The sequence below is a fragment of the Cohnella thailandensis genome (genome assembly GCF_014212135.1).
Taxonomy (GTDB): Bacteria; Bacillota; Bacilli; order Paenibacillales; family Paenibacillaceae; genus Cohnella; species Cohnella thailandensis.
Genome location: NZ_JACJVQ010000001.1, coordinates 1 through 19,962, shown reverse-complemented (window position 1 = coordinate 19,962; position 19,962 = coordinate 1). Strand labels below are relative to the sequence as shown.

Below are 19,962 nucleotides of genomic sequence, written 5' to 3'. Positions count from 1 at the left end.
GTACCAGATAAAGATGGTACTATTTTTTTTGCGCGTTTTTTCTAAAATGGGGTTGTAACCGGCGAGGCGATTATCGATGCGGGAAGGAGGGAGAACGATGGAGTTCGAGGCGTTTCATGCGGCGCATTGGGCCGCTTTGGCGGCCGCGGCTATCGCGGTCGCGGCGATCGTCGCCTTGCGGGCGAGGCTGAGAGGGCCGAGGATCGGCCGTGCCGTGAAGCTCGCGATCGTTGCGGTTTTGATCGGAAGCGAGCTGTCCCTGCAAGTGTCGTACGCGATATCGGACGGCTGGGGAATCGGCGCTTTGCCATTTCAATTATGCAGCATCATGCTGTGGTTCTCGGTCGCCCTCCTGCTGACGGGAAACCGGCGGCTGTACGAAGTGACCTTCTTCCTCGGTCTTCTCGGGGCCATGCAGGCGCTGCTCACTCCGGATCTCAGGGAGTCGTTCCCGGAATTCCGCTACTTCCACTTCTTCATCGCCCACATCGCCATCGTGTCGGCGAGCGTATACATGACCGCGGTGGAGAGGTACCGGCCGACGCTCGGCTCCGCGTTCCGGGCGGTGCTCTGGCTGAACCTGCTGGCGGTGCCAGCCGCGATCGCGAATTGGCTGGCGGGCACGAACTTCATGTTCCTGGCCCGCAAGCCGTCCGGCGGCTCCCTGCTCGATCTGCTGGGACCGTGGCCGTGGTACTTGGTTCAGCTCGAGTTCGTCGCCGTCGCGTTGTGCCTCGCGCTGTACGGAATCGTACGGGCGATCGACCGGATCGCCGGCGATCCATCCCATTCGGAAGAAAGCGTGTGATCATGAACCAATGAGTCCCTATGCCGCCTCTCCCATTCGATCAGGATATTATGACCGTCCTTCCATTGAGCAATCGGATGTCCCTGTGCTACTCTAGGGGCAACGAACCCGGGCCCGCAGGCGGGAGCTTGCGGCCCCGGGTCAATGGGGAGGATGCAGCGCTTGCCGACTTATCTCGTTCATCGATACGATGCTTTCTCCGCCGCGCCGGAGCGGGGCAACCCGGCCGGAGTCTTGCTGGAAGCGGAGGGGCTCTCCGCGGAAACGACGCAAGGGACCGCGGCCTATGCCGATCCGAAGACGACTCGGGTAAGGCAGGCATGAGCACAGCACGCAGGGCCATCCGCACGCTGCTGTTATTCGGATGGACGCAGGCGCTGTGCTGCTTGTTTCCGGTCGCCATTTTCTCGGCGATGGCGGTGACGAAGGTCGTCGATATTCCCTTTATTCCCCGGTACGATTTCATTCTGCTGATCTGCGTGGCGATGCAGATCGTCATGGTCGCCCTGAGGCTGGAGACCGCGGACGAGCTCAAGGTCATCACGCTATTTCACCTCATCGGCCTTGGCCTTGAACTGTTCAAGGTGCATATGGGCTCCTGGTCGTACCCCGAGGAGGCGTGGAGCAAGCTGGGAGGGGTTCCGCTCTACAGCGGCTTCATGTATGCGAGCGTGGCGAGCTACATCTGCCAAGCGTGGCGGCGCTTCGACCTAAGGTTCGAGAGGTGGCCGAAAGCCGTCTGGAGCATGGGAATCGCGGTCGCCATTTACGCCAACTTTTTCACCCACCACTACATGGCGGACCTCCGCTGGGCGATCCTTGCGGGGCTGCTCGTTATTTTCTACCGGACGGTCGTGACCTTCAAGGTCGGAGGGCGAACGCTGCGCATGCATGCGTTGGTCTCCTATGCGTTGATCGCGTTCTTCATCTGGCTGGCGGAAAATATTTCGACGTTCCTAGGGGCGTGGACGTACCCGAATCAAGAGAGGCATTGGAATGTCGTTCATCTGGGGAAGCTTAGCTCGTGGTTTATGCTCGTGATCATCAGCATCATCATCGTCGTGCAGCTGAAGGAGCTCAAGTACCGGGTGCTGCCCCGCGCCGAAGCGCGGGAGCAACCGTCCGGAAGGCCGGGGGCAGATCCGGCGGGACCGTCTACGCCAGGTAGCGTTCCTTGACGATCCGGAGATGGTGAAGCTCGTGACCCGAGATGACGCAGGCCAGCGCGCGGACGGATATCGCCGTGTTGCTGGCCGTTCCTTTGCGCAGCCAGGCTTCCTCGGAGAGGCCGCGAAGCAGGGTAAGGGTCGCTTGCCGAACGGCCGAGTAATCGTCCGCAAGCTGCTGTACCGTCCAGGAATCGAAGCTTCCTCCCGGCACCAGGATATCCTGGTCGTAGCCGGGCAGCGGAGTCGTATCGCCCCGGGCGATCCTTAGCAGGCGATAGCTCATGATCCGTTCGTTGTCGGCGATATGGCCGAACACTTCCTTGAGGCTCCATTTGCCAGGGGCGTACCGGTGCAGGGCTTGCTCCTCGGTCAGGCCTCTGAGGAGAGCTGCCGTTTCTTCTCCTTGCTTTGCCAATAACTCAATCAAATCTCCTTCGGGGGTCTGCTCGATATACGTCCCGAAGTGGCCGCCATACTCGTCTGCTCCAGGTCTTGCTCTCATTGTGGAACCCTCCCTATCAAGAATTACCTGTAGCATAGGGCGATCGCTCGGAGGCTGTCAAATGAATATTTTTAATCCGTTTCTTTTGCTTCGAACGAGGAGGGGTTATAAAATATGGCGAAATTGGACATCTTTTATTTTCGAGGACGCGGATAAATAAGCCCATTCGGGGCAAAAGGCCATAGACATTCCGTGACAAACTTGTGACAAAAGTGTTGCGGGGACGAGTTCGCACTTGCGTGGACGGCTTCGGGAATATAACATATAGGATAATGGGAAGCTTATGAATAAAAGGAGGTCGCACCCATGTTTTTGGCGGCGAATGCAGCGGAAGAATCGGCAAGCACGTTTACTCCGTTCGACGTTTTCATGGTTATTTTCACAGTATTGCTCGTTATCGGACTCGTCCGGTTGGTCATGAACCGCGGCAAGAAGAACGTATTCGCGATCGCGTTCACGCTCGTGGCATTGGTGGTCTTCCTCATCGCGGACGTGAAGATGGTCAGCGGCTGGTAAACGAAGTAAGCTAAGCGTATTTAAATAGGAACGGAACGGCAGGCCGGAGAGCGATCTCCGGCCTGTTTGGCGTTCATAAGACTTTGGGGCAAAAACGTCAGATTTTCATACTATTGAAACCATTTATATGATAAATTATTCCATGAAATATCGTTACCATATTTTCGGAATTGATTGCTTGGGGAGTGGGATAGAGATGAATGCGTCAAGGAACAGAAGGTGGATCGTCGGCTTGCTGGCGATCTCGGCATCGCTCGCGGGAAGCAGCGCTCAGGCGGTCGCTCCGTCCAAGGTATCGCTGGATGCCGCCGTCATTAACGGCGAGGTATACGTGAAGGCTTCCTCCCTCGTCGCTCAGACCGGAGGAACGGGTTCCTACGATGCCGCAACTAAGAAGTACACGTACACGGCGCCGGATCCCGTGCCTTCCGTCGTCAAGAAAGTGGCTCCATCCGTCGTAGCCATTATCGGCAAGCCGCAAGATGAGAGCTCCTCCAACCGGTTCAGCTTGGCTCATGGAACGGGAGTCATTCTGAAAGGGGACGGCCTGATCCTAACGAACGCCCACGTCGTTAGCGAGATGGATCATATCGTCGTCGTCACCTCAGAAGGGAAGGAGTATGAAGGAACTCGCAAATATATGGATTCGACCAGCGATCTGGCTTTGGTGAAGATCAACGCGATCGGACTGAAGCCGGCAACGTTCGCCGCGTCTCCGCTGAAGGTCGAAGTCGGGGAGACGGTGATCGCGCTCGGAACCCCAGTATCCTTCTCCCTGCGGAATACGGCTACGGTCGGGGTCATCAGCGGCATGAACCGTTCGGTCTCCTCCTATTACAATCTGCTGCAGACCGACGCGGCGATCAATCCGGGCAACAGCGGCGGTCCTCTCGTCAATCTGAAGGGCGAGGTCGTCGGCATCAACTCGATGAAGTTCGTGGACGTTGATATCGATAGCATGGGATTCGCGATCCCGGCCGACACCGTTCAGCACATCGTCAATCAGATCAACAAATACGGGAAGGTCATGAGGGCGGACCTCGGCGTCGAGCTCGAAGAGAGCTGGTCGGCGGTGGTCGGGCTTCCGACGGAGGACCCGATGGTCGTCACGAAGGTTGCTTCGAAGGAAGCGACCGCGGCCGGCCTGAAGGATGGCGACCAATTGTATTCGGTGAACGGCAAGCAGGTTTCGACCCTCGTGGAATTGAACGAGCTGTTGAAAACCTTTATTCCCGGCCAATCGGTAAGCATTACGCTACTCTCCGACGGAGACCTCGTTACTCGCAAGGTTGTTTTAACGACAAGCACGGCTAACTAAGAAGGGAGTCCATCCACATTATGGTCACAGCCAAGAATTCAAAAGCAATCTTATCCTTCCTGCTCATTCTATCCTTTATGTTCGGCTTGACCGTTCCGGCGCTGGCGGCGGAGGGCGTGACCCAGACCGATGGGATTTCGATCAAGCTCAAGGTCGGCAGCGCCCAGATGACGGTGAACGGCAATCCCGTCGCGATTACGGCTCCTTTCCAGAAGGATGGAACGACCTTCGTTCCGCTCAGCGTCATCACGAAAAGCTTCGGGGCTTCTCTGCAGCTTAAAGACAATAAGGTCATAACTCTTAAATATTTGACCCATACGATCGTATTGACGATCGGCAGCAAGACGGCTTGGGTGGACGGTCAAAAATCCGCTCTGGTCTCCGCGCCGGTTGTCGTGAAGGGGGTCACGATGGTTCCCCTCCGCGTCGTGCAAGCGTTCGGAGCGACGGTGACGCCGAACGCCGCGACGAAGGAGATCGTCATCTCGGTCGCAACGTCCTCATCCGCCGGAACGGGCAGCGGAGGGAGCGCCTCCGGGATCGATTCCGACGCGGGCAAGACCAAGATCGGGGACAGCTATTATGGCTGGACGATGAATTATCCGACCGGTTTGGTTCAGAGCTACCAGTCCGCGAACGGAGATTCCTTGGAGTTCCGGGATGTCGCCAAGGATTATTACCTTGCCATCCTTGTTGAGGAGGCCACCAACGCGTTGTCCTCCTCCGAAGTAAAGGAAGAGATGTTGAGCTACTTCTTTGAAAAAGAGACTCTGATTAGTTATGAACCCGCAATCCAAACGGGAGAGGACTACAGCAAGGCCGTTTCGAAGGACAGCACCACGGGCTACTTCTATCAATACCGCAGCTTTCAAGCGAACGAAAAACTGTATACGGTCGTCTTCGGCAAGAAGACGACATCGGCCGCCGAGCTGGAGAAGGAAGTCGGCATCCTGAATAGCTTCCGGACGACCTTCGACCCGAAGGACGAGAAGGTGAAGGATCTGACGGCGGTCGCGGACGGTCAGATCGCCTTTGAGCACGACGATTACGGAATGAGCGTCGAGCTCCCTGTCGATTGGTGGAAAGACGAAGATGCAGGAGCGTACCCGTTTTACTATTCCGGCGATCAGGACGCGTATTTGTATGCCAAGGTGACGTCCCTGGTATCGGGCGATACGCTGGAGAAGTGGGTGGATCGCCGCGTTGAACGGCTGAAGCATTTATTCGATACTCCTTTTTACAAGGAGATCGAAAGGAAGAACGTGACCTGGAACGGTCAACCGGCGATCCTGCTGAAGATCTCCTATTCGAACGATACGAAGAACTGGTCGGACGAGTATCAATTGTTCTCGCTTGCGGGGAATCATCGTTTCTATGCGGAATTCTCCTACTTCCAAACTAAGAAAAGCGAATACGAGCCGATGGCCGAGAAGGTATTGGACTCGATCCGAATCGACCCGGCTGTGATCGATGAAAATATCGGCTATATCGAGGACAGCACCGATATTCTCGATGCGACGGCAACGACAAGCAAGACAAGCAAGAAGTTCGCCTTTAGCGTGACGCTTCCGCAGCATTGGACGGGAACGAGCAAGGACTTCGAAGGCGGAAACGTTCAATATAACGATTACGGCACCACCTTCTCGATTACGGTAATCGAACAGCCTGCCGACCTTTCCGCCGCTTATCAATCGGTGCAGTCGCTCGTGCAAAATAAGCAGCAAACCGCCGCCGGCTTCAAAATGATCGAGAACGGAAACGTGACCATCGCCGGCAAGAGCGGCAAGAGAATCGTATACGAAGAAGAGCTGAACGGAACCCCTTACCGCAATATTCTTACGATGGTCGACCATAACGGGAACTTGTTCATTATCGAACAGATTTACGACCTCGCAAACGGCAGCGCCTTTAACCTCGATCTGCTGAACAAGGCAGCCCAGTCTATCCAGTTTCAATAAGATATTTGTCTTGCTAAGTCCAGACGGAGCGCTTCCGGCGCTCCTTCCGGACTTTTCTTTTGTCCCGGCGGCTTCCGGTTTGCTATACTAGGGGTAATTAACCGCCGATAGGGCGGTATGGAGGTACGTACGCAATGACAGACAAAGCCGTTATACGGCGTGAAGATATCGAATTGCTCGCGCCCGCGGGCGATTGGGAATGCATGAGAGCGGCGGTGGCGAACGGGGCGAACGCGATCTTCTTCGGTGTGGAGAAGTTCAACGCCCGCGCTCGCGCGAACAACTTCAAGATGGCGGAATTGCCGGAGATCATGCGATTCCTGCATCGCTACGGCGTCAAGGGCTTCCTGACGTTCAACATTCTCGTGTTCGAGGACGAGCTGCGCGACGCCCGCATTCTGGTCGACGCTTGCATCGAAGCCGGAGTGGACGCGGTTATCGTGCAGGATCTCGGCCTGGTCAAAATGATTCGGGAGATGTCACCGGACTTCCCGATTCACGGTTCTACCCAGATGACGATTACCTCTCCGGAAGCGGTCGAGTTCACGAAGCCGTTCGGCCTGGAGCGCGTCGTGCTGGGCCGGGAGAACAACTTGAAGCAGATCCGCAAGATCGGCGAGCAGGCGAAGCTGCCGATGGAGGTGTTCGTGCACGGGGCGCTGTGCGTTTCGTATTCGGGTCAATGCCTCACCTCGGAGGTATGGGGAGGACGTTCGGCGAACCGCGGGGAGTGCGCGCAGGCCTGCCGCCTTCCGTACGATCTGATGGTCGACGGCGTTCACAAGCCGATGGGAGATATCGCGTATCTGCTGTCTCCGAAGGATCTGGCGGCGATCGATCTGGTGCCCGAGCTCATCGAGGCGGGCGTGACGTCCTTCAAGATCGAAGGCCGCCTGAAGAGCCCGGAATACGTCGCCAACGTCGTAAGCAAGTACCGCCGGGCGATCGATAAGTATTTCGACGGCGACGACGCCGGCCCGACGGCCGAGGAGATTCGCGAGCTGCAGCAGAGCTTCTCGCGCGGCTTTACGCACGGCTTCCTGGAAGGCACGAACAACAAGAAGCTCGTCGACGGAACGTTCCCGAAGAGCCGCGGGGTCTACCTGGGCCGAGTCGAGAAAATTCTAAGGGACGGCGTGATCTGTTCGATCGAAGCCCCGCTGAAGCGCGGTGACGGCCTGGTGTTCGACGCCGGCGATCCGACGAAGAAGGAAGAAGGCGGCCGCGTTTATGACCTTCGCCGCGGCGGCTTGAAGCTGGAAGGGGAAGTGACGGAAGGAAGCCGGATCGAGATCGTGATGGGGCGCAACGACGTCGATCTTACCCGTCTTCACGAGGGCGACAGGATCTGGAAAACGAGCGACCCGGCGCTGGACAAGAGACTGCGCGGCACGTTCGAGACCGATAAGCCTTACCGCGTGTTCCCTGCGGCCGTTACGGTCGAAGGACGCGAAGGCGCTCCGTTGCGTACGTTGTGGACCGATCTCGACAAGGGGACGACCGTTGTCGTGCAGTCGCAGATGCCATTGGAGAAGGCGGAGAAGCGTCCTCTCGGCCAAGAGGTGCTGGAAGAGCAGCTCGGACGGTTGGGCGGAACTCTCTATTGGCTCGACCAGCTCAAGGTGTCGCTGGAAGGCGAGGTCATCGTTCCGAAGAGCGAGCTGAACCGGATTCGCCGGGAGGCGGCCCTGCAATTGGAGCTGCTGCGCGAACAGCCTCCGAAGTATACCCGCTTGCCGATGGAGGAGACGCCGATAGAGAAAGCGCCGGCTCCGGTTACGTCTCCGAGGATGACGGCGCTGTGCCGTACCCTGGAGCAAGTAGAAGCCGCCGTGAAGACCGACGTCTCGATGATCTACGCCGACTTCGAGTTCATTAAGCAATTCCCGGATGCGATCGCGATCTGCCGCGAGGCCGGCAAGCCGATCGCTCTCGCGACGCCGCGCATCCATATGCCGGGAGAGAACGGCTACCACCGCAACATTCTGAACCTGAAGCCCGACGCGGTGCTCGTCCGGAATACGGGGGCGCTCTACTACTACTTGAAGGAACGGGCGGAGAAACCGAACGAGGAACACCCGATGCTGATCGGCGACTTCTCGCTGAACGTCTCGAACCACAAGACGGTCGAGCTGTTCCGCGAGGTCGGCCTTGATTGGGTGACCCCGTCCTACGACCTGAACATCCAGCAGATGGTCGACATGCTCCGGCTCGCGGATACGTCCCGCCTGGAGCTGGTCATCCATCAGCATATGCCGATGTTCCATACGGAGCATTGCGTTTACTGCACGTTCCTCAGCGAAGGGACGGACTACACGAATTGCGGCCGCCCTTGCGAGCAGTCGCGCGCGTCCCTGCAGGACCGGATCGGCATGAACCATCCGGTGCGGGTGGACGAAGGCTGCCGCAACACGGTGTATAACGCGATCGAGCAGTCCGGCGCGGAATACCTGCAGAACTTCCTCGAGCTTGGAGTTTCGTCCTACCGGGTCGAGTTTCTGGAGGAGTCGGGAGAGAAGGTTCAAGAAGTGCTGAAGCTCTATCGCGATGCGATGGAGGGCCGCGTCTCGGGCACCGAGGTATGGAAAAAGCTGAAGGCGACCAATCAGCTCGGCGTGACTCGCGGACAGCTCGTTAAATAAGGAGAGGCGAGTGTCACCGAATGGCCGCGGACATATGCTGTAGCATATTCAAGCGGGGAGGCAATCGATATCCTATCCAAGAAGAGGGAAGGGACCAGTTGGAGCGGATCGGCGGGTCTTCTGCTTCACAGAGGGCGGATCCGCGTCGTCCGAACGGCGAAACCGATCGTCGGAGCCCCGACGGCTTCCGGAACGGCGAGCCGGGCCGTCGGCGCGAAGAAGACCGGCACGGCGAAGGCCGGTACGGCCAAGAAGGTTCCGCAGGCCAGCCGCAAGCGGGAGCGTATCCGGAAGCCGTCGCCGCGGAACGAACGGCTTCCGAACAATCGGCGGCAGCGGACGGGGCGGACGCTTCAGGGCAAAGCCGGGAAGCGGAGAGTTCGTCCGAACCGCAGGGGCAAACCTCGCTCCCTGGCGAACGCCCGCGCTCGGCTATTGGAGAGCAGGCGTCTTCAGGGCTTTAACGACGCGTATGAGCCGAACTATCAGATCGGGTTTGCCGAAGGGTTGGAGGAAGGCCGCCAGAAGCTGGCGGGTCTTCTCTAGCCGGACAAATTCAGGGACTCTCGGGCATTGGTTGTGCCCGGGGGTCTTTTTTTTGAATAGATACGGGGTGGTCGCGAAGGCAATCCATTAGGCGAGGTGCGGGATTAGCTCTCTTCTCCCCTTCGCTCAGGTTGACCCGCAGAGCTTCTTTTCGTTAAACGGCGCTTAACGATTGTCTCCCCTGACCTGAGCGAAAGGGAGAGGAGGCATAGGAGAAGCAATTGGATATTCGCGGGCGGGCGAGTATCCATGCCTAATAGGGCAAACGTTCATATATTAATGACGAGACGCGATGGGCACTGGCAGCTGCCCCATGAACGCAGAGATACTGGAGGGGATGAAGATGCCGATCGGAAAAACGAAGCGTTCCCGCACATCCAGCTCCTATAATGCCGGATTTTTGGAAGGGGCTGCTCAGGGCAAAAGCGACGGAAGGTGGCAGGGGCAGTGCGAAGCGATCATGCAGGCAACCCAGCTTCCCGTGCAGAAACGCCCTGTCCATATCCTTTATGTCGCATCGGGCAAGGAGCTTCCTTACAGCTCACTGGACCAAGGAATCGCCGCCGCTCTGGCGGAGGCGGCCGAGAGAACGACGGTCATGCAGCCGACGGACCCGGTCGTACCCTTTGCGATAGGGGAACGCCCGGATCTCGTGCTCGTGCTGGACGGCACCCGTTTCGAAGCCGAGAACGTGCAACTGTTAAGAATGCACGGAATACGAACGGCGGTCTGGCTGACGGACGATCCCTATTACATGAGCTTTACCTCCGGTTATGCGCCGCTGTTCGATTACGTATTCACTCCGGAGAGGAATTGCGTCCCCGTTTATCAGCAATTGGGGGCCGCCAACGTCGTTAACCTCCCTCTGGGCATTCACCCCGGCTCCTACCGACCGCGCAATGCGAGAAGAGAGCTTCGCGGCGATGTCTGCTTTATCGGAAGCGCCTATCGCAATCGTCTGGAGCTGTTCCGTACGATTCTGCCGGCCCTCTCCCATCGCAAGCTTCATATCTCGGGATACTGGTGGGAGCAGCTGGAGATTCCCCCTTCCTTTAACGGAACGTTCGGGCCCGGCCGTTGGATGGATCCGCTCGAGACCGCGGAGAATTACAGCGCGAATCGAATCGCGATCAACATTCACCGCGCTATCGACGATGAGAGGAACGAGAACGACATTCTTATTCCCGCCGCCTCGCCCAACCCGAGAACCTTCGAAATCTCGGCCTGCGGGACCCTGCAGCTGGTGGATGCCAGGGAAGATATCGGCAGCTACTATGTCCCGGATGAAGAGATCGTTACCTATGGCAGCGTGGAAGAGCTTCTCGGCAAGCTGGAGCATTACCTGACGCACGAGGAGGAGAGGCAGCGGATTGCGTGGAGGGCGCTGCTCCGCACCATGAGAGATCACACGTTTGCCGCCAGGGTATCCCGGCTGCTGGACACGGCGCAGCTCGGCTGAACGGATACGGAAGGAGAGACGACGCGCCTTGCGGCGGCGAGTCTCTCTTCTTTTTTTTGCGAAATATAAACGAAAGCAAGAGTTAACGTTGCGTTTACATAACTCGAAAGAACCGACTACTCGCGAATGATACAATTCGTTAAACGGATATGGTTACATGACAAGCGGATAATCGCCGGAATCTTAGAATGGGTTCCAGAATTTGTCGCATTTGCGGCTGTTTTCATCTACAATACTAATAGGAACGAGGGGTGGCCGCATGAAGTTGGCGGTTGTAGGCATGAATGTCGTCGGCTTGACTACGGGAGCAGGCTTCGCGGAGCTTGGGCATTATGTAGAATGCTTTGATTACGATAACTTACTAATCGATCAGTTGGACGGCGGAGTCGTCCCGTTTCAAGAACCGGGGCTGGAGCCGCTCGTTATCCGGAACGTCAAGGCAGGCAGGCTTAGCTTCCGTTCCGGGCAAGATTTGCCGTTCAGCGACGCGGAGGTAATCTTCCTCGCCTTCGGCACGCCGTCCGGGGACGACGGCAACCTGCAGCTGGGCCAGCTCTGGACGGCAGTGGACAGGCTGCCCGACTTGCAGGGGAGCGGCAAACGAATCGTCGTCGTCAAAAGCGCGGTTCCCGTCGGGACGGGGGATCGCCTGGAGAACCGGCTTCGCCGGCGTCTGCCGGAGCATTGCGACATCAGCGTCGCTTCCGTTCCGGAGTTCTCGAGGGAAGGGACGGCGGTTCGGGATTTCTTCGATCCGTCTTTTATCGTGATAGGTTCCAATGACGAAGACACGGCGGAGAGGCTGCGCCTTCTCCATAGCCGCTTCTCGGCGCCGATTCTGGGAATGGATCGGAGAAGCGCGGAGCTCGGCAAGCTGGCCGCGAACGGTTTTCTGGCCGTGAAGATGTCCTACGCGAACGAGATGGCCGCGCTCGCCGAACAGACCGGGGCCGATTATCCGGCCATCGAGAGAATGCTCGGTCTCGATCCTCGGATCGGCTCCCAATATCTAGGGGCGGGTCTCGGCTTCGGCGGACCCCATCTTCCGAAGGACGCCCGGTCGTTGGTGCGCATGGCGGAGGGAGCCGGAGCGCCCCAGACGCTGCTCGCTTCCGCGCTTCGCGCCAACGCGACGCTTCCGCTGCGGATGGTCCGCAAGCTGGAGGCCGCGTTGTCCGGGCCTTCTCGGCGACGGGTCGCTCTCCTCGGAGTCGCTTACAAGCCGGGCAGCGAGGAGACGAGAGAGGCGCCGTCGATCCGTCTCGCCACGGAATTGCTGCGGCGCCATAACGGGATTCAGTTGACCGCGTACGATCCGGCTGCGGGCGAGGAGGCTAGGCAGGCGCTTCCGAACGCCGTGCAGCTATGCGGATCGGCGGAGGAGGCGCTTCTGGGCGCCGATGCCGCGATCCTCGTCACGGAATGGCCGGAGTTCCGCAAGATTACTCCGGAGCAGTTCAAACAATGGATGAAACGTCCGATCCTGCTGGATGGACGCAACGCGCTCGATGCTGTATTGTTAAATTCGCAAGGAGTTGTCTGTATCGGAGTGGGGCGGCTCCCCGATTCGCGGGCCGTTCCGTCCGAGCTTCCGACGGTTTGGGACTCGCTGTCCCCGTCGTCGAATGAGCCTACAGGTTAGGAAAGGGTGCAAGGTCATATGAAAATCCGCAAGGCGATTATTCCGGCCGCGGGGCTAGGAACCCGCTTTCTGCCGGCAACCAAAGCCATGCCCAAAGAGATGTTGCCGATTATAGACAAGCCGGCGATTCAATATATCGTCGAAGAAGCGGTCGCATCGGGAATCGAAGACATTATTATCGTTACCGGCAAGGGCAAAAGAGCGATCGAGGATCACTTCGACAGCTCGTTCGAGCTGGAACAGAATCTGCTGACCAAGGGCAAGTACGATCTGCTGTCCGAGGTTCAGAAGGCGTCCGACTTGACGGATATCCACTATATTCGCCAGAAGGAGCCGAAGGGGCTCGGGCACGCGATCTGGTGCGCCCGCAAGTTTATCGGCAACGAGCCGTTCGCCGTTCTGCTGGGCGACGATATCGTCCAATCGGATAACGAGCCTTGCCTTAAGCAAATGATCAACGTCTTCAATGAAGTCCAGAGCAGCGTGCTCGCGGTCAAAAGAGTGCCGGACGACGAGGTCTCGCGCTACGGGATCGTGGATCCGGCGAGCGGCGAGAACCTTGAGGGCTCCATGATCCGCGTTCAAGGGGTCGTGGAGAAGCCGGCTCCGGAGCGCGCGCCTTCTAATATTGCCATTATGGGCCGTTATATTCTGACTCCGGCCATCTTCGATCTGCTCGAGACGCAGAATACCGGCGCGGGCGGGGAGATCCAGCTGACCGACGCGATCTTCCGTTTGCTCGGCCAAGAATCGATCTACGCCTACGCGTTCGAGGGCAGGCGTTACGATACGGGCGAGAAGCTCGGCTATTTGAAGACGATCATCGACTTCGCGCTGGAGCGTCCGGATCTCGGCGGCGACGTTCGGGCTTACTTGCTGGAGAAGCTGCGGAACGACCTGGCTTTGAAGAAGTAAAACCGTTCGCGCAAACATACGAAACGAATACGCGCATGAAGCACATGCCGCTTGAATTCCCGCCGCGGCGGGATCGGGCGGCTTTTCGTTTGCGCCCGTCTTGGAAGATCGGCCGAATTCCTGTAGACTAGGGGTAAACGTCATGGAGGAACGCATGATCGCATTCCCTTCTTTTTATAACGAATGGCGGCACGTGTTCAAGCTCGATCCGGATCGCGAGATTTCGGACGAGGCGCTCGAAGCCGTGTGCCGATCCGGCACCGACGCCATCCTCGTAGGCGGATCGAGCGGCGTAACCTACGAGAATACGGTGGACCTTCTGGCGAGAATACGCCGCTACGAGGTGCCCTGCGCGTTGGAGCTGACCGATCCGGAGTGCGCCGTTCCGGGCTTCGACGGCTATTTTATTCCGATGGTAATGAATGCCAAGGATACCGACTGGCTGATTGGGCACCAGACGAGCGCCATCGAGGAGTTCGGGGCTTTTCTGCCTTGGGATTCGGTGGCGGGCGAAGCTTATATCGTGCTGAACGGGGAATCGACGGCGGCCAGGGTGTCGGGGGCGGATTGCGGGATTTCGGATTCCCGTGCCGTCGCTTACGGCCAACTGGCGGATCGACTGTGGCGGGTGCCGGTCGTATACTTGGAGTACAGCGGAGCTTTCGGCGACATGAAGCTGGTCCGGAAGGTCCGCGGGGAGCTTCGGCAGGCGCGGCTTTTCTACGGGGGAGGCATTCGCACTTCCGAGCAGGCGCGCGAAGCCGGCCGCGCCGCGGATACGGTCATCGTGGGCAACGCGATCTACGACGATCTCGCCGCGGCGCTCGGAACGGTCGAAGCGGTGAAATTCAGCGTAAAGGAGCAAGACCATGTTTTTTGAACCGGTGGATCCATCCGAGAATCAACAGGTGAACATAGACGATGCGGTAAGAAGATTGAATCCGAAGCAGAAGGAAGCGGCGGTCACGACGGAAGGGCCGCTGCTGATCATGGCGGGCGCGGGCAGCGGCAAAACTCGCGTGCTGACGCACCGGATCGCCTACATCATCGCGAAGAGGCTTGCCGCGCCCTGGAGCATACTGGCGATCACCTTCACCAACAAGGCGGCGCGCGAGATGCAGGAGCGGGTCTCGAAGCTGGTCGGCCCGTCGGGACGGGATATCTGGGTGAGCACCTTCCACTCGATGTGCGTGCGGATTCTGCGCCGGGACATCGAACGGATCGGCTTCACCTCGAACTTCAGCATCCTCGATTCGAGCGACCAGCTGTCCGTAATCCGTACCATCATGAAGGAACAGAACGTCGACACGAAGAAATTCGAGCCCAAGGCGGTCCAAGCGATGATGAGCGCCGCCAAGAACGAGCTCGTCTCTCCGGAACAGTACGAATCGCGCATCGGGGACTATTTTCAAACCATCGTCTCGAAGATTTATACCCAATACCAGAAGCGGCTCATGAGCAACAACTCCCTCGACTTCGACGACCTCATCATGATGACGATCAAGCTGTTTAAAGAAGTTCCCGAAGTGCTAGACTTCTACCAGAACAAGTTCAAGTACATCCACGTCGACGAATACCAGGACACGAACCGGGCTCAGTACATGCTGTGCCGGCTGCTGGCGGACAAGCACCACAACATCTGCGTCGTCGGCGACAGCGACCAGTCGATCTACCGTTGGCGCGGCGCGGACATCACGAACATCCTCAACTTCGAGAAGGACTACCCGGAAGCGACGTCGATCCTGCTCGAGCAGAACTACCGTTCCACCTCCAACATCCTCGAAGCGGCCAACCAGGTCATCAAGAACAACATGGGGCGCAAGGCGAAGAACCTATGGACGGATCAGGACGGCGGGGAAAAGATCACGGTCTACCAAGGCGATTCGGAGCACGAGGAAGGGTACTTCGTCGCCAGAGAGATCAAGCGGGGCCGGCAGAACGGCAAGCATTACGGCGATCATGCTATCCTTTATCGGACGAACGCCCAGTCCCGGGTGATGGAAGAAATTCTGATCAAGTCGGAGATCCCCTATCAGATCGTAGGCGGCACGAAGTTCTACGACCGCAAGGAGATCAAGGATATTCTGGCCTACCTTCGTCTTATCTCCAACCCGGACGACGACATCAGCCTGAATCGGATCGTCAACGTTCCGAAGCGCGGGCTTGGGGACACGACGATGGCGAAGGTGCAGGAGGAAGCGACCCGGCGCGGAATTTCTATTTATAGCCTGCTGAGCGAAGGGGACGGAATTCTCGGGGACGGCTTGTTCCAGGTCGATATTCAAGGCCGAGCCAAGACGGCGTTGTCTGGCTTCCGCTATCTGATCGCGAACCTGACGGCCATGGTGGACTATCTCTCGGTAACCGAACTCACGGAGAAAATGCTGGAGATGACCGAGTACCGGATGGAGCTCATCCGCGAGAATACGCTGGAATCCAAGGCGCGGCTGGAGAACATCGAGGAATTCCTGTCCGTTACCCAGGAGTTCGAGAAGCGCAGCGACGACAAGTCGCTCGTGGCGTTCCTGACGGACCTGGCGCTTATCGCCGATATCGACTCGATGAACGACGAGGAAGAGGACGGCGGCGACGCCGTCGTGCTTATGACGATGCACAGCGCCAAGGGACTGGAGTTTCCCGTGGTCTTCATCATCGGCATGGAGGAAGGCGTCTTCCCGGGCAGCCGGGCCTTCCTGGATAACGACGAGATGGAAGAGGAACGGCGGCTCGCTTATGTCGGCATCACCAGAGCGGAGAAGAAGCTGTATCTGACCTGCGCCAGAATGCGCCTGCTCTACGGGCGCACGAGCAACAACCTGCCTTCGCGTTTCCTGCAGGAGATTCCGGACGAGCTGAAGGAGATGTCCGAGGGCCGCGGCCAAGGCGGATCCGGCGGCTATGGAGGCGGCTTCGGGGCGCGGCCGGGCTATGGAGGCGGTGGCGGAGCGGCGACCGGCGGAGCGGGGCCTCGCTTCGGCTCGTACGGGCAAGGCGGGCAAGCGGGCGCGGGCGGCTTCGGAGCGGGAGCGCGTTCCGGCGGGGCTCCGGGCTTCGGCGCGCAAGGCGGCGGATTCGGCGGCCGTCCTGCTTCCGGGCAGCCGGCCGGACCTCGCTTCGGGGCGCCGGCTGGCGGAGCGTCATCGGGCGGCGCGCGCGTCGCGCCTCAGCCGGGAGCTTCTAAGCCGGCGGCCGCGGGCGGCGGCGGTCTCGCCGTTTCGGCGGGCGACAAGGTGCAGCATGCCAAGTGGGGCGTCGGCACGGTCGTCGCGGTGAAGGGCACGGGCAACGACACCGAGCTTACCATTGCTTTTAACGCTCCGATCGGAGTGAAGCGGCTGCTGGCGGCTTTTGCTCCCGTTACGAAGATTTAGGACCGATTCTTATTCGAAGAGAGGGTTATTTCCCATGGCGGATTCGCAAGAGCGGATGACGGAGCTGGTCAAGCTTCTGAATGAGCATAGCCACCGTTACTATACGGAAGACCAGCCGACGATCAGCGACAAGGAGTATGATCTCCTGTACGACGAATTGACGGCCCTTGAGGCCGAGAGTGGAGTCACGCTGCCGGATTCGCCCACGCTCCGGGTCGGGGGAGATATTCTGAAGGGCTTCGAGCCCCATCGCCATCTCTCGCGCCTGTGGAGTCTGGACAAGGCCCAGGACGCGGACGATCTGGCGGCTTGGGAGACGAGAGTCAAGAAGCTTATCGCGGATTACAACGCGAAGAATCCCGATCGCCCTCTCCCGGAGCCGGAGTACGTCGTCGAGCTGAAGTATGACGGGCTAACCCTGAACCTGACCTATCGGGACGGACGCTTGGAGCAAGCGTCTACGCGGGGCAACGGCGTCGTCGGAGAAGGAATTCTCGCTCAAGTGAAAACCATTCGCTCGGTGCCGCTTACGATTCCTTTTACGGAGGGAACGGTTGAAGTGCAAGGCGAGGGGATTATGCGGCTCTCCGTGCTGGAACGGTACAACGAGACCGCCGAGGAGCCGCTGAAGAACGCCCGCAACGCGGCGGCCGGAGCGCTTCGCAACCTCGATCCTCGCGTGACCGCTTCCCGGAAGCTGGACGCTTTTTTCTATAATATCGGCTATACGGACGGCATCGGCTTCCGGGATCATCGGGAGATGATGAATTTTCTCCGCGGGAGCGGGTTCCCCGTCAATCCCTATGTACGTTATTTCAAGGACTTCGCGGAGCTTTCCGCGGAGCTGGCCCAAATCGCCGAACGCCGTAATAGCTTGGACTATCTGATCGACGGAGCCGTCATCAAGATCGTCGACTTCGCCACGCGCGAAGCGCTCGGCTATACGGACAAGTTCCCGCGCTGGGCGATCGCTTACAAGTTCGAGGCGGAGGAGACGACGACGGTTCTCGAATCCGTGTCCTGGGAAGTTGGACGAACGGGGAAAATCACGCCTCTCGCGCGCGTGGAAGCCGTCGAGCTGGCCGGAGTAACGGTGCAGAACTGCACGCTCAACAACATCGGGGACATCGAGAGGAAAAACCTCAAGTACGGCTTGGGCACCCGGGTGTTCATCCGTCGTTCCAACGATGTCATCCCCGAAATTCTCGGCAAAGCGGAGGAATCCGAAGTCGGCCAAGAGATCGTTTATCCGACCGTCTGCCCGGGCTGCGGCTCTCCCCTGGAGATGCGCGGCGCTCATCTGTTCTGCAACAACCGTCTAGGCTGCAAGCCGCAGGTCGTCGGCCGCATCACACATTTCGCTTCGCGCGATTGCATGGACATCGAGACGTTCAGCGGCAAGACGGCGGAGCAGCTCTATGATCAGCTGGAGGTTCGCGATCCGGCGGACCTGTACGGCCTGACTCTTGAGCAGTTGGTAGGGTTGGAGCGCTTCGGCGAGAAGAAAGCGGCCAATCTGCTGGCGGCCATCGAGAAATCGAAGTCGCGGGAGCTGGCTGCGTTCCTGAACGCGCTCGGCATCCCGAACACGGGCAAGGCGACGGCGAAGACGCTGGCCGATCATTACGGCGACCTCGACAAGCTGATGGCGGCGGACGCGGAGGAGCTGATGACGCTGCCGGACGTGGGCGGCATCGTCGCGGAGAGCATCGCGGGCTTTTTCCGCGATCCGCTTATGCAGGCGAGCATCGCCCGGATGCGGGCCGCCGGCGTTAAGGCGGAGGCCGATCGGCCTGCCGCGGAGACCGCGGACGCGAGCCACCCTCTATTCGGCAAGACGGTCGTTCTGACCGGCACGCTGACGAAGATGACTCGCGACGAGGCGGGAAAGCGCCTGGAAGCGCTCGGGGCCAAGGTGTCCGGCAGCGTGTCCAAGAAGACGGATCTCGTCATCGCCGGCGAGAGCGCGGGCAGCAAGCTGGCGAAGGCCCGCGATCTTGGCGTGCCGGTGCTTGAGGACGAGGATGAGCTGCTGCGGCTGCTCGGCTTGGAATAAAGGAAGAGGCGGTTCGGGGAGAAGGCCCCGAGCCGCCTCTTTTATGTATACGGCGGAGTGGGAGGGGCGGGGGCTACTCATGAGCTTCAAGCTCATTAGCGAGCCTCTCCCTTTCGCTCAGTAGATGCGAAAGGGGATCGAGGAGGAGGAGGAGGAGCGTCTCTTCGGCTTTGGATGCCTGAGCGAATGGGAGAGGCGGCATAATGGATCCGGATTATTGTGCCGCGGCAAGCAACAAGGCCCTCGACGTTTGGAAACGAAGAGGGCCTTGTTATGTTAAAGATCAACTGTGCTTAAGCTTATGTCGTATTTGCTTGTATTGGAAGTAGATCGTGCATCCGACGCAATAACCGAGAAGGGCGACTCCGGCGGCCAAGAACAGGAACGCGGCAAAAACGTATCCGGCAACGGTCCAGCCTACGGCGAAGAAAAGGATGGACAGCGTCAGGAAAAGAACGGCCAGCGAATTGTTGAAGCGCGTCAGCTCCTCGGCTTGCGTCTCGCGTCCATCCGTGCGAAGGAACGGCTTCGCGATGCGGACGAACAGGTTCCATCGGCCGCTCGTGGCGAGACCGGTCATTTGAATAAGCCACAGAACGGCCAAAACCCAAGGCTGTTGGAATGCCGCCGCGAGGAGAACGAACAGAACGATTCCCGTTTGATTGGCTTTAATATAAGGCATAGGATTCTCGCGCATGGAGAACACCTCCGACATAAATAAAAGACTCTAACACCAAGTTAGTTTATCGGAATATAAAAGTCAACAATTTATGTAGGAGAGAGCGGGCATCGAACCTTCTTTAATGATGTAAAATAATACCTGTTGCAAACCCCTGCCGATCCGTGGTACATTATTTCTCGCGCCGCTGAAGCGAATGCGACCGACAAACTCCAAGATCATCGGTAAGACGACAACTTGGAAAACATTGTGGGTTGCAAGCGAAGGCGGAATGCGGTAAGATGTAATTCCTGCTTCGGTAACGGGGCAGCGAGTTAAAAGAATAGAATCGTTAAGATTCGACTTGTTCCTTGAAAACTGAACATCGAGCGTAATGAAATA

Annotated in this window: 17 protein-coding genes; 14 read left to right on the top strand and 3 right to left on the bottom strand. The window is 58.6% G+C overall.

The window, feature by feature from the left end; translation table 11 throughout:
* Nucleotides 1–97 precede the first annotated feature (97 nt).
* The 3 genes from H7B67_RS00080 (at nucleotide 98) to H7B67_RS00070 (ending at nucleotide 1,986) form a co-directional block, all read left to right on the top strand.
* Nucleotides 98–808: a YwaF family protein gene (locus H7B67_RS00080; RefSeq protein ID WP_185117765.1), complete on the top strand. Its 711-nt coding sequence runs from the start codon at nucleotides 98–100 to the stop codon at nucleotides 806–808.
* Between the two features lie 162 nt (nucleotides 809–970).
* Entirely contained in the window at nucleotides 971–1,132 is a 162-nt protein-coding gene (locus H7B67_RS00075) for a PhzF family phenazine biosynthesis protein (protein ID WP_185117764.1), read from the top strand.
* Complete coding sequence (locus H7B67_RS00070) at nucleotides 1,129–1,986, top strand: DUF817 domain-containing protein (protein ID WP_185117763.1); 858 nt, start codon at nucleotides 1,129–1,131, stop codon at nucleotides 1,984–1,986. The genes H7B67_RS00075 and H7B67_RS00070 overlap by 4 nt, the downstream gene beginning before the upstream one ends.
* Here the strand turns inward: H7B67_RS00070 and H7B67_RS00065 are convergent.
* Entirely contained in the window at nucleotides 1,964–2,479 is a 516-nt protein-coding gene (locus H7B67_RS00065) for a DinB family protein (protein ID WP_185117762.1), read from the bottom strand. The genes H7B67_RS00070 and H7B67_RS00065 overlap by 23 nt on opposite strands.
* A gap of 306 nt (nucleotides 2,480–2,785) precedes the next feature.
* On the opposite strand from H7B67_RS00065, the gene H7B67_RS00060 reads away from it, so the two are divergent.
* The 11 genes from H7B67_RS00060 to ligA all read left to right on the top strand — a co-directional run bounded on the left by H7B67_RS00060 (nucleotide 2,786) and on the right by ligA (nucleotide 18,902).
* Nucleotides 2,786–2,995: a hypothetical protein gene (locus H7B67_RS00060; RefSeq protein ID WP_185117761.1), complete on the top strand. Its 210-nt coding sequence runs from the start codon at nucleotides 2,786–2,788 to the stop codon at nucleotides 2,993–2,995.
* Nucleotides 2,996–3,191: 196 nt separating this feature from the next.
* The gene (locus H7B67_RS00055) at nucleotides 3,192–4,313 is read left to right on the top strand and encodes a S1C family serine protease (RefSeq protein WP_185117760.1); all 1,122 of its coding nucleotides are present in this window, start codon (nucleotides 3,192–3,194) and stop codon (nucleotides 4,311–4,313) included.
* Between the two features lie 20 nt (nucleotides 4,314–4,333).
* Complete coding sequence (locus H7B67_RS00050; RefSeq protein WP_185117759.1) at nucleotides 4,334–6,271, top strand: stalk domain-containing protein; 1,938 nt, start codon at nucleotides 4,334–4,336, stop codon at nucleotides 6,269–6,271.
* Between the two features lie 134 nt (nucleotides 6,272–6,405).
* Nucleotides 6,406–8,913: a U32 family peptidase gene (locus H7B67_RS00045; RefSeq protein ID WP_185117758.1), complete on the top strand. Its 2,508-nt coding sequence runs from the start codon at nucleotides 6,406–6,408 to the stop codon at nucleotides 8,911–8,913.
* A gap of 98 nt (nucleotides 8,914–9,011) precedes the next feature.
* The gene (locus H7B67_RS00040) at nucleotides 9,012–9,377 is read left to right on the top strand and encodes a hypothetical protein (RefSeq protein WP_185117757.1); all 366 of its coding nucleotides are present in this window, start codon (nucleotides 9,012–9,014) and stop codon (nucleotides 9,375–9,377) included.
* A gap of 425 nt (nucleotides 9,378–9,802) precedes the next feature.
* Nucleotides 9,803–10,918, top strand: coding sequence for a CgeB family protein (locus H7B67_RS00035; protein ID WP_185117756.1), 1,116 nt, complete (start codon nucleotides 9,803–9,805; stop codon nucleotides 10,916–10,918).
* A gap of 259 nt (nucleotides 10,919–11,177) precedes the next feature.
* Entirely contained in the window at nucleotides 11,178–12,560 is a 1,383-nt protein-coding gene (locus H7B67_RS00030) for a UDP-glucose dehydrogenase family protein (RefSeq protein ID WP_185117755.1), read from the top strand.
* An 18-nt stretch (nucleotides 12,561–12,578) separates the two neighbouring features.
* Entirely contained in the window at nucleotides 12,579–13,475 is an 897-nt protein-coding gene (gene galU, locus H7B67_RS00025) for a UTP--glucose-1-phosphate uridylyltransferase GalU (RefSeq protein WP_185117754.1), read from the top strand.
* Nucleotides 13,476–13,617: 142 nt separating this feature from the next.
* On the top strand, nucleotides 13,618–14,355 hold the full coding sequence (gene pcrB, locus H7B67_RS00020) for a heptaprenylglyceryl phosphate synthase (protein ID WP_245363112.1): 738 nt from the start codon (nucleotides 13,618–13,620) through the stop codon (nucleotides 14,353–14,355).
* On the top strand, nucleotides 14,345–16,846 hold the full coding sequence (gene pcrA, locus H7B67_RS00015; protein WP_185117753.1) for a DNA helicase PcrA: 2,502 nt from the start codon (nucleotides 14,345–14,347) through the stop codon (nucleotides 16,844–16,846). Before pcrB ends, pcrA begins: the two co-directional genes overlap by 11 nt.
* Nucleotides 16,847–16,880: 34 nt before the next feature.
* The gene (ligA, locus tag H7B67_RS00010) at nucleotides 16,881–18,902 is read left to right on the top strand and encodes an NAD-dependent DNA ligase LigA (RefSeq protein ID WP_185117752.1); all 2,022 of its coding nucleotides are present in this window, start codon (nucleotides 16,881–16,883) and stop codon (nucleotides 18,900–18,902) included.
* A gap of 283 nt (nucleotides 18,903–19,185) precedes the next feature.
* Here ligA and H7B67_RS00005 read toward each other — a convergent pair whose 3' ends face one another.
* Together H7B67_RS00005 and H7B67_RS30615 are read right to left on the bottom strand one after the other, a co-directional pair.
* Nucleotides 19,186–19,599, bottom strand: coding sequence for a DUF4395 domain-containing protein (locus H7B67_RS00005; protein ID WP_185117751.1), 414 nt, complete (start codon nucleotides 19,597–19,599; stop codon nucleotides 19,186–19,188).
* 63 nt (nucleotides 19,600–19,662) lie between these two features.
* Nucleotides 19,663–19,962, bottom strand: a 300-nt coding sequence (locus tag H7B67_RS30615) for a hypothetical protein (RefSeq protein ID WP_221468626.1), incomplete at its 5' end; no start/stop codon positions are given.

What these genes read in the sequence shown, in the direction of transcription:
- H7B67_RS00070 (WP_185117763.1), top strand. Translation starts at nt 1,129, where the DNA reads ATGAGCACAGCACGCAGGGCCATCCGCACGCTGCTGTTATTCGGATGG.
- H7B67_RS00060 (WP_185117761.1), top strand. Translation starts at nt 2,786, where the DNA reads ATGTTTTTGGCGGCGAATGCAGCGGAAGAATCGGCAAGCACGTTTACT.
- H7B67_RS00065 (WP_185117762.1), bottom strand. Translation starts at nt 2,479, where the DNA reads ATGAGAGCAAGACCTGGAGCAGACGAGTATGGCGGCCACTTCGGGACG.
- H7B67_RS00050 (WP_185117759.1), top strand. Translation starts at nt 4,334, where the DNA reads ATGGTCACAGCCAAGAATTCAAAAGCAATCTTATCCTTCCTGCTCATT.
- H7B67_RS00030 (WP_185117755.1), top strand. Translation starts at nt 11,178, where the DNA reads ATGAAGTTGGCGGTTGTAGGCATGAATGTCGTCGGCTTGACTACGGGA.
- galU (WP_185117754.1), top strand. Translation starts at nt 12,579, where the DNA reads ATGAAAATCCGCAAGGCGATTATTCCGGCCGCGGGGCTAGGAACCCGC.
- H7B67_RS00055 (WP_185117760.1), top strand. Translation starts at nt 3,192, where the DNA reads ATGAATGCGTCAAGGAACAGAAGGTGGATCGTCGGCTTGCTGGCGATC.
- pcrA (WP_185117753.1), top strand. Translation starts at nt 14,345, where the DNA reads ATGTTTTTTGAACCGGTGGATCCATCCGAGAATCAACAGGTGAACATA.
- H7B67_RS00045 (WP_185117758.1), top strand. Translation starts at nt 6,406, where the DNA reads ATGACAGACAAAGCCGTTATACGGCGTGAAGATATCGAATTGCTCGCG.
- ligA (WP_185117752.1), top strand. Translation starts at nt 16,881, where the DNA reads ATGGCGGATTCGCAAGAGCGGATGACGGAGCTGGTCAAGCTTCTGAAT.
- H7B67_RS00005 (WP_185117751.1), bottom strand. Translation starts at nt 19,599, where the DNA reads ATGCGCGAGAATCCTATGCCTTATATTAAAGCCAATCAAACGGGAATC.
- pcrB (WP_245363112.1), top strand. Translation starts at nt 13,618, where the DNA reads ATGGAGGAACGCATGATCGCATTCCCTTCTTTTTATAACGAATGGCGG.
- H7B67_RS00080 (WP_185117765.1), top strand. Translation starts at nt 98, where the DNA reads ATGGAGTTCGAGGCGTTTCATGCGGCGCATTGGGCCGCTTTGGCGGCC.
- H7B67_RS00035 (WP_185117756.1), top strand. Translation starts at nt 9,803, where the DNA reads ATGCCGATCGGAAAAACGAAGCGTTCCCGCACATCCAGCTCCTATAAT.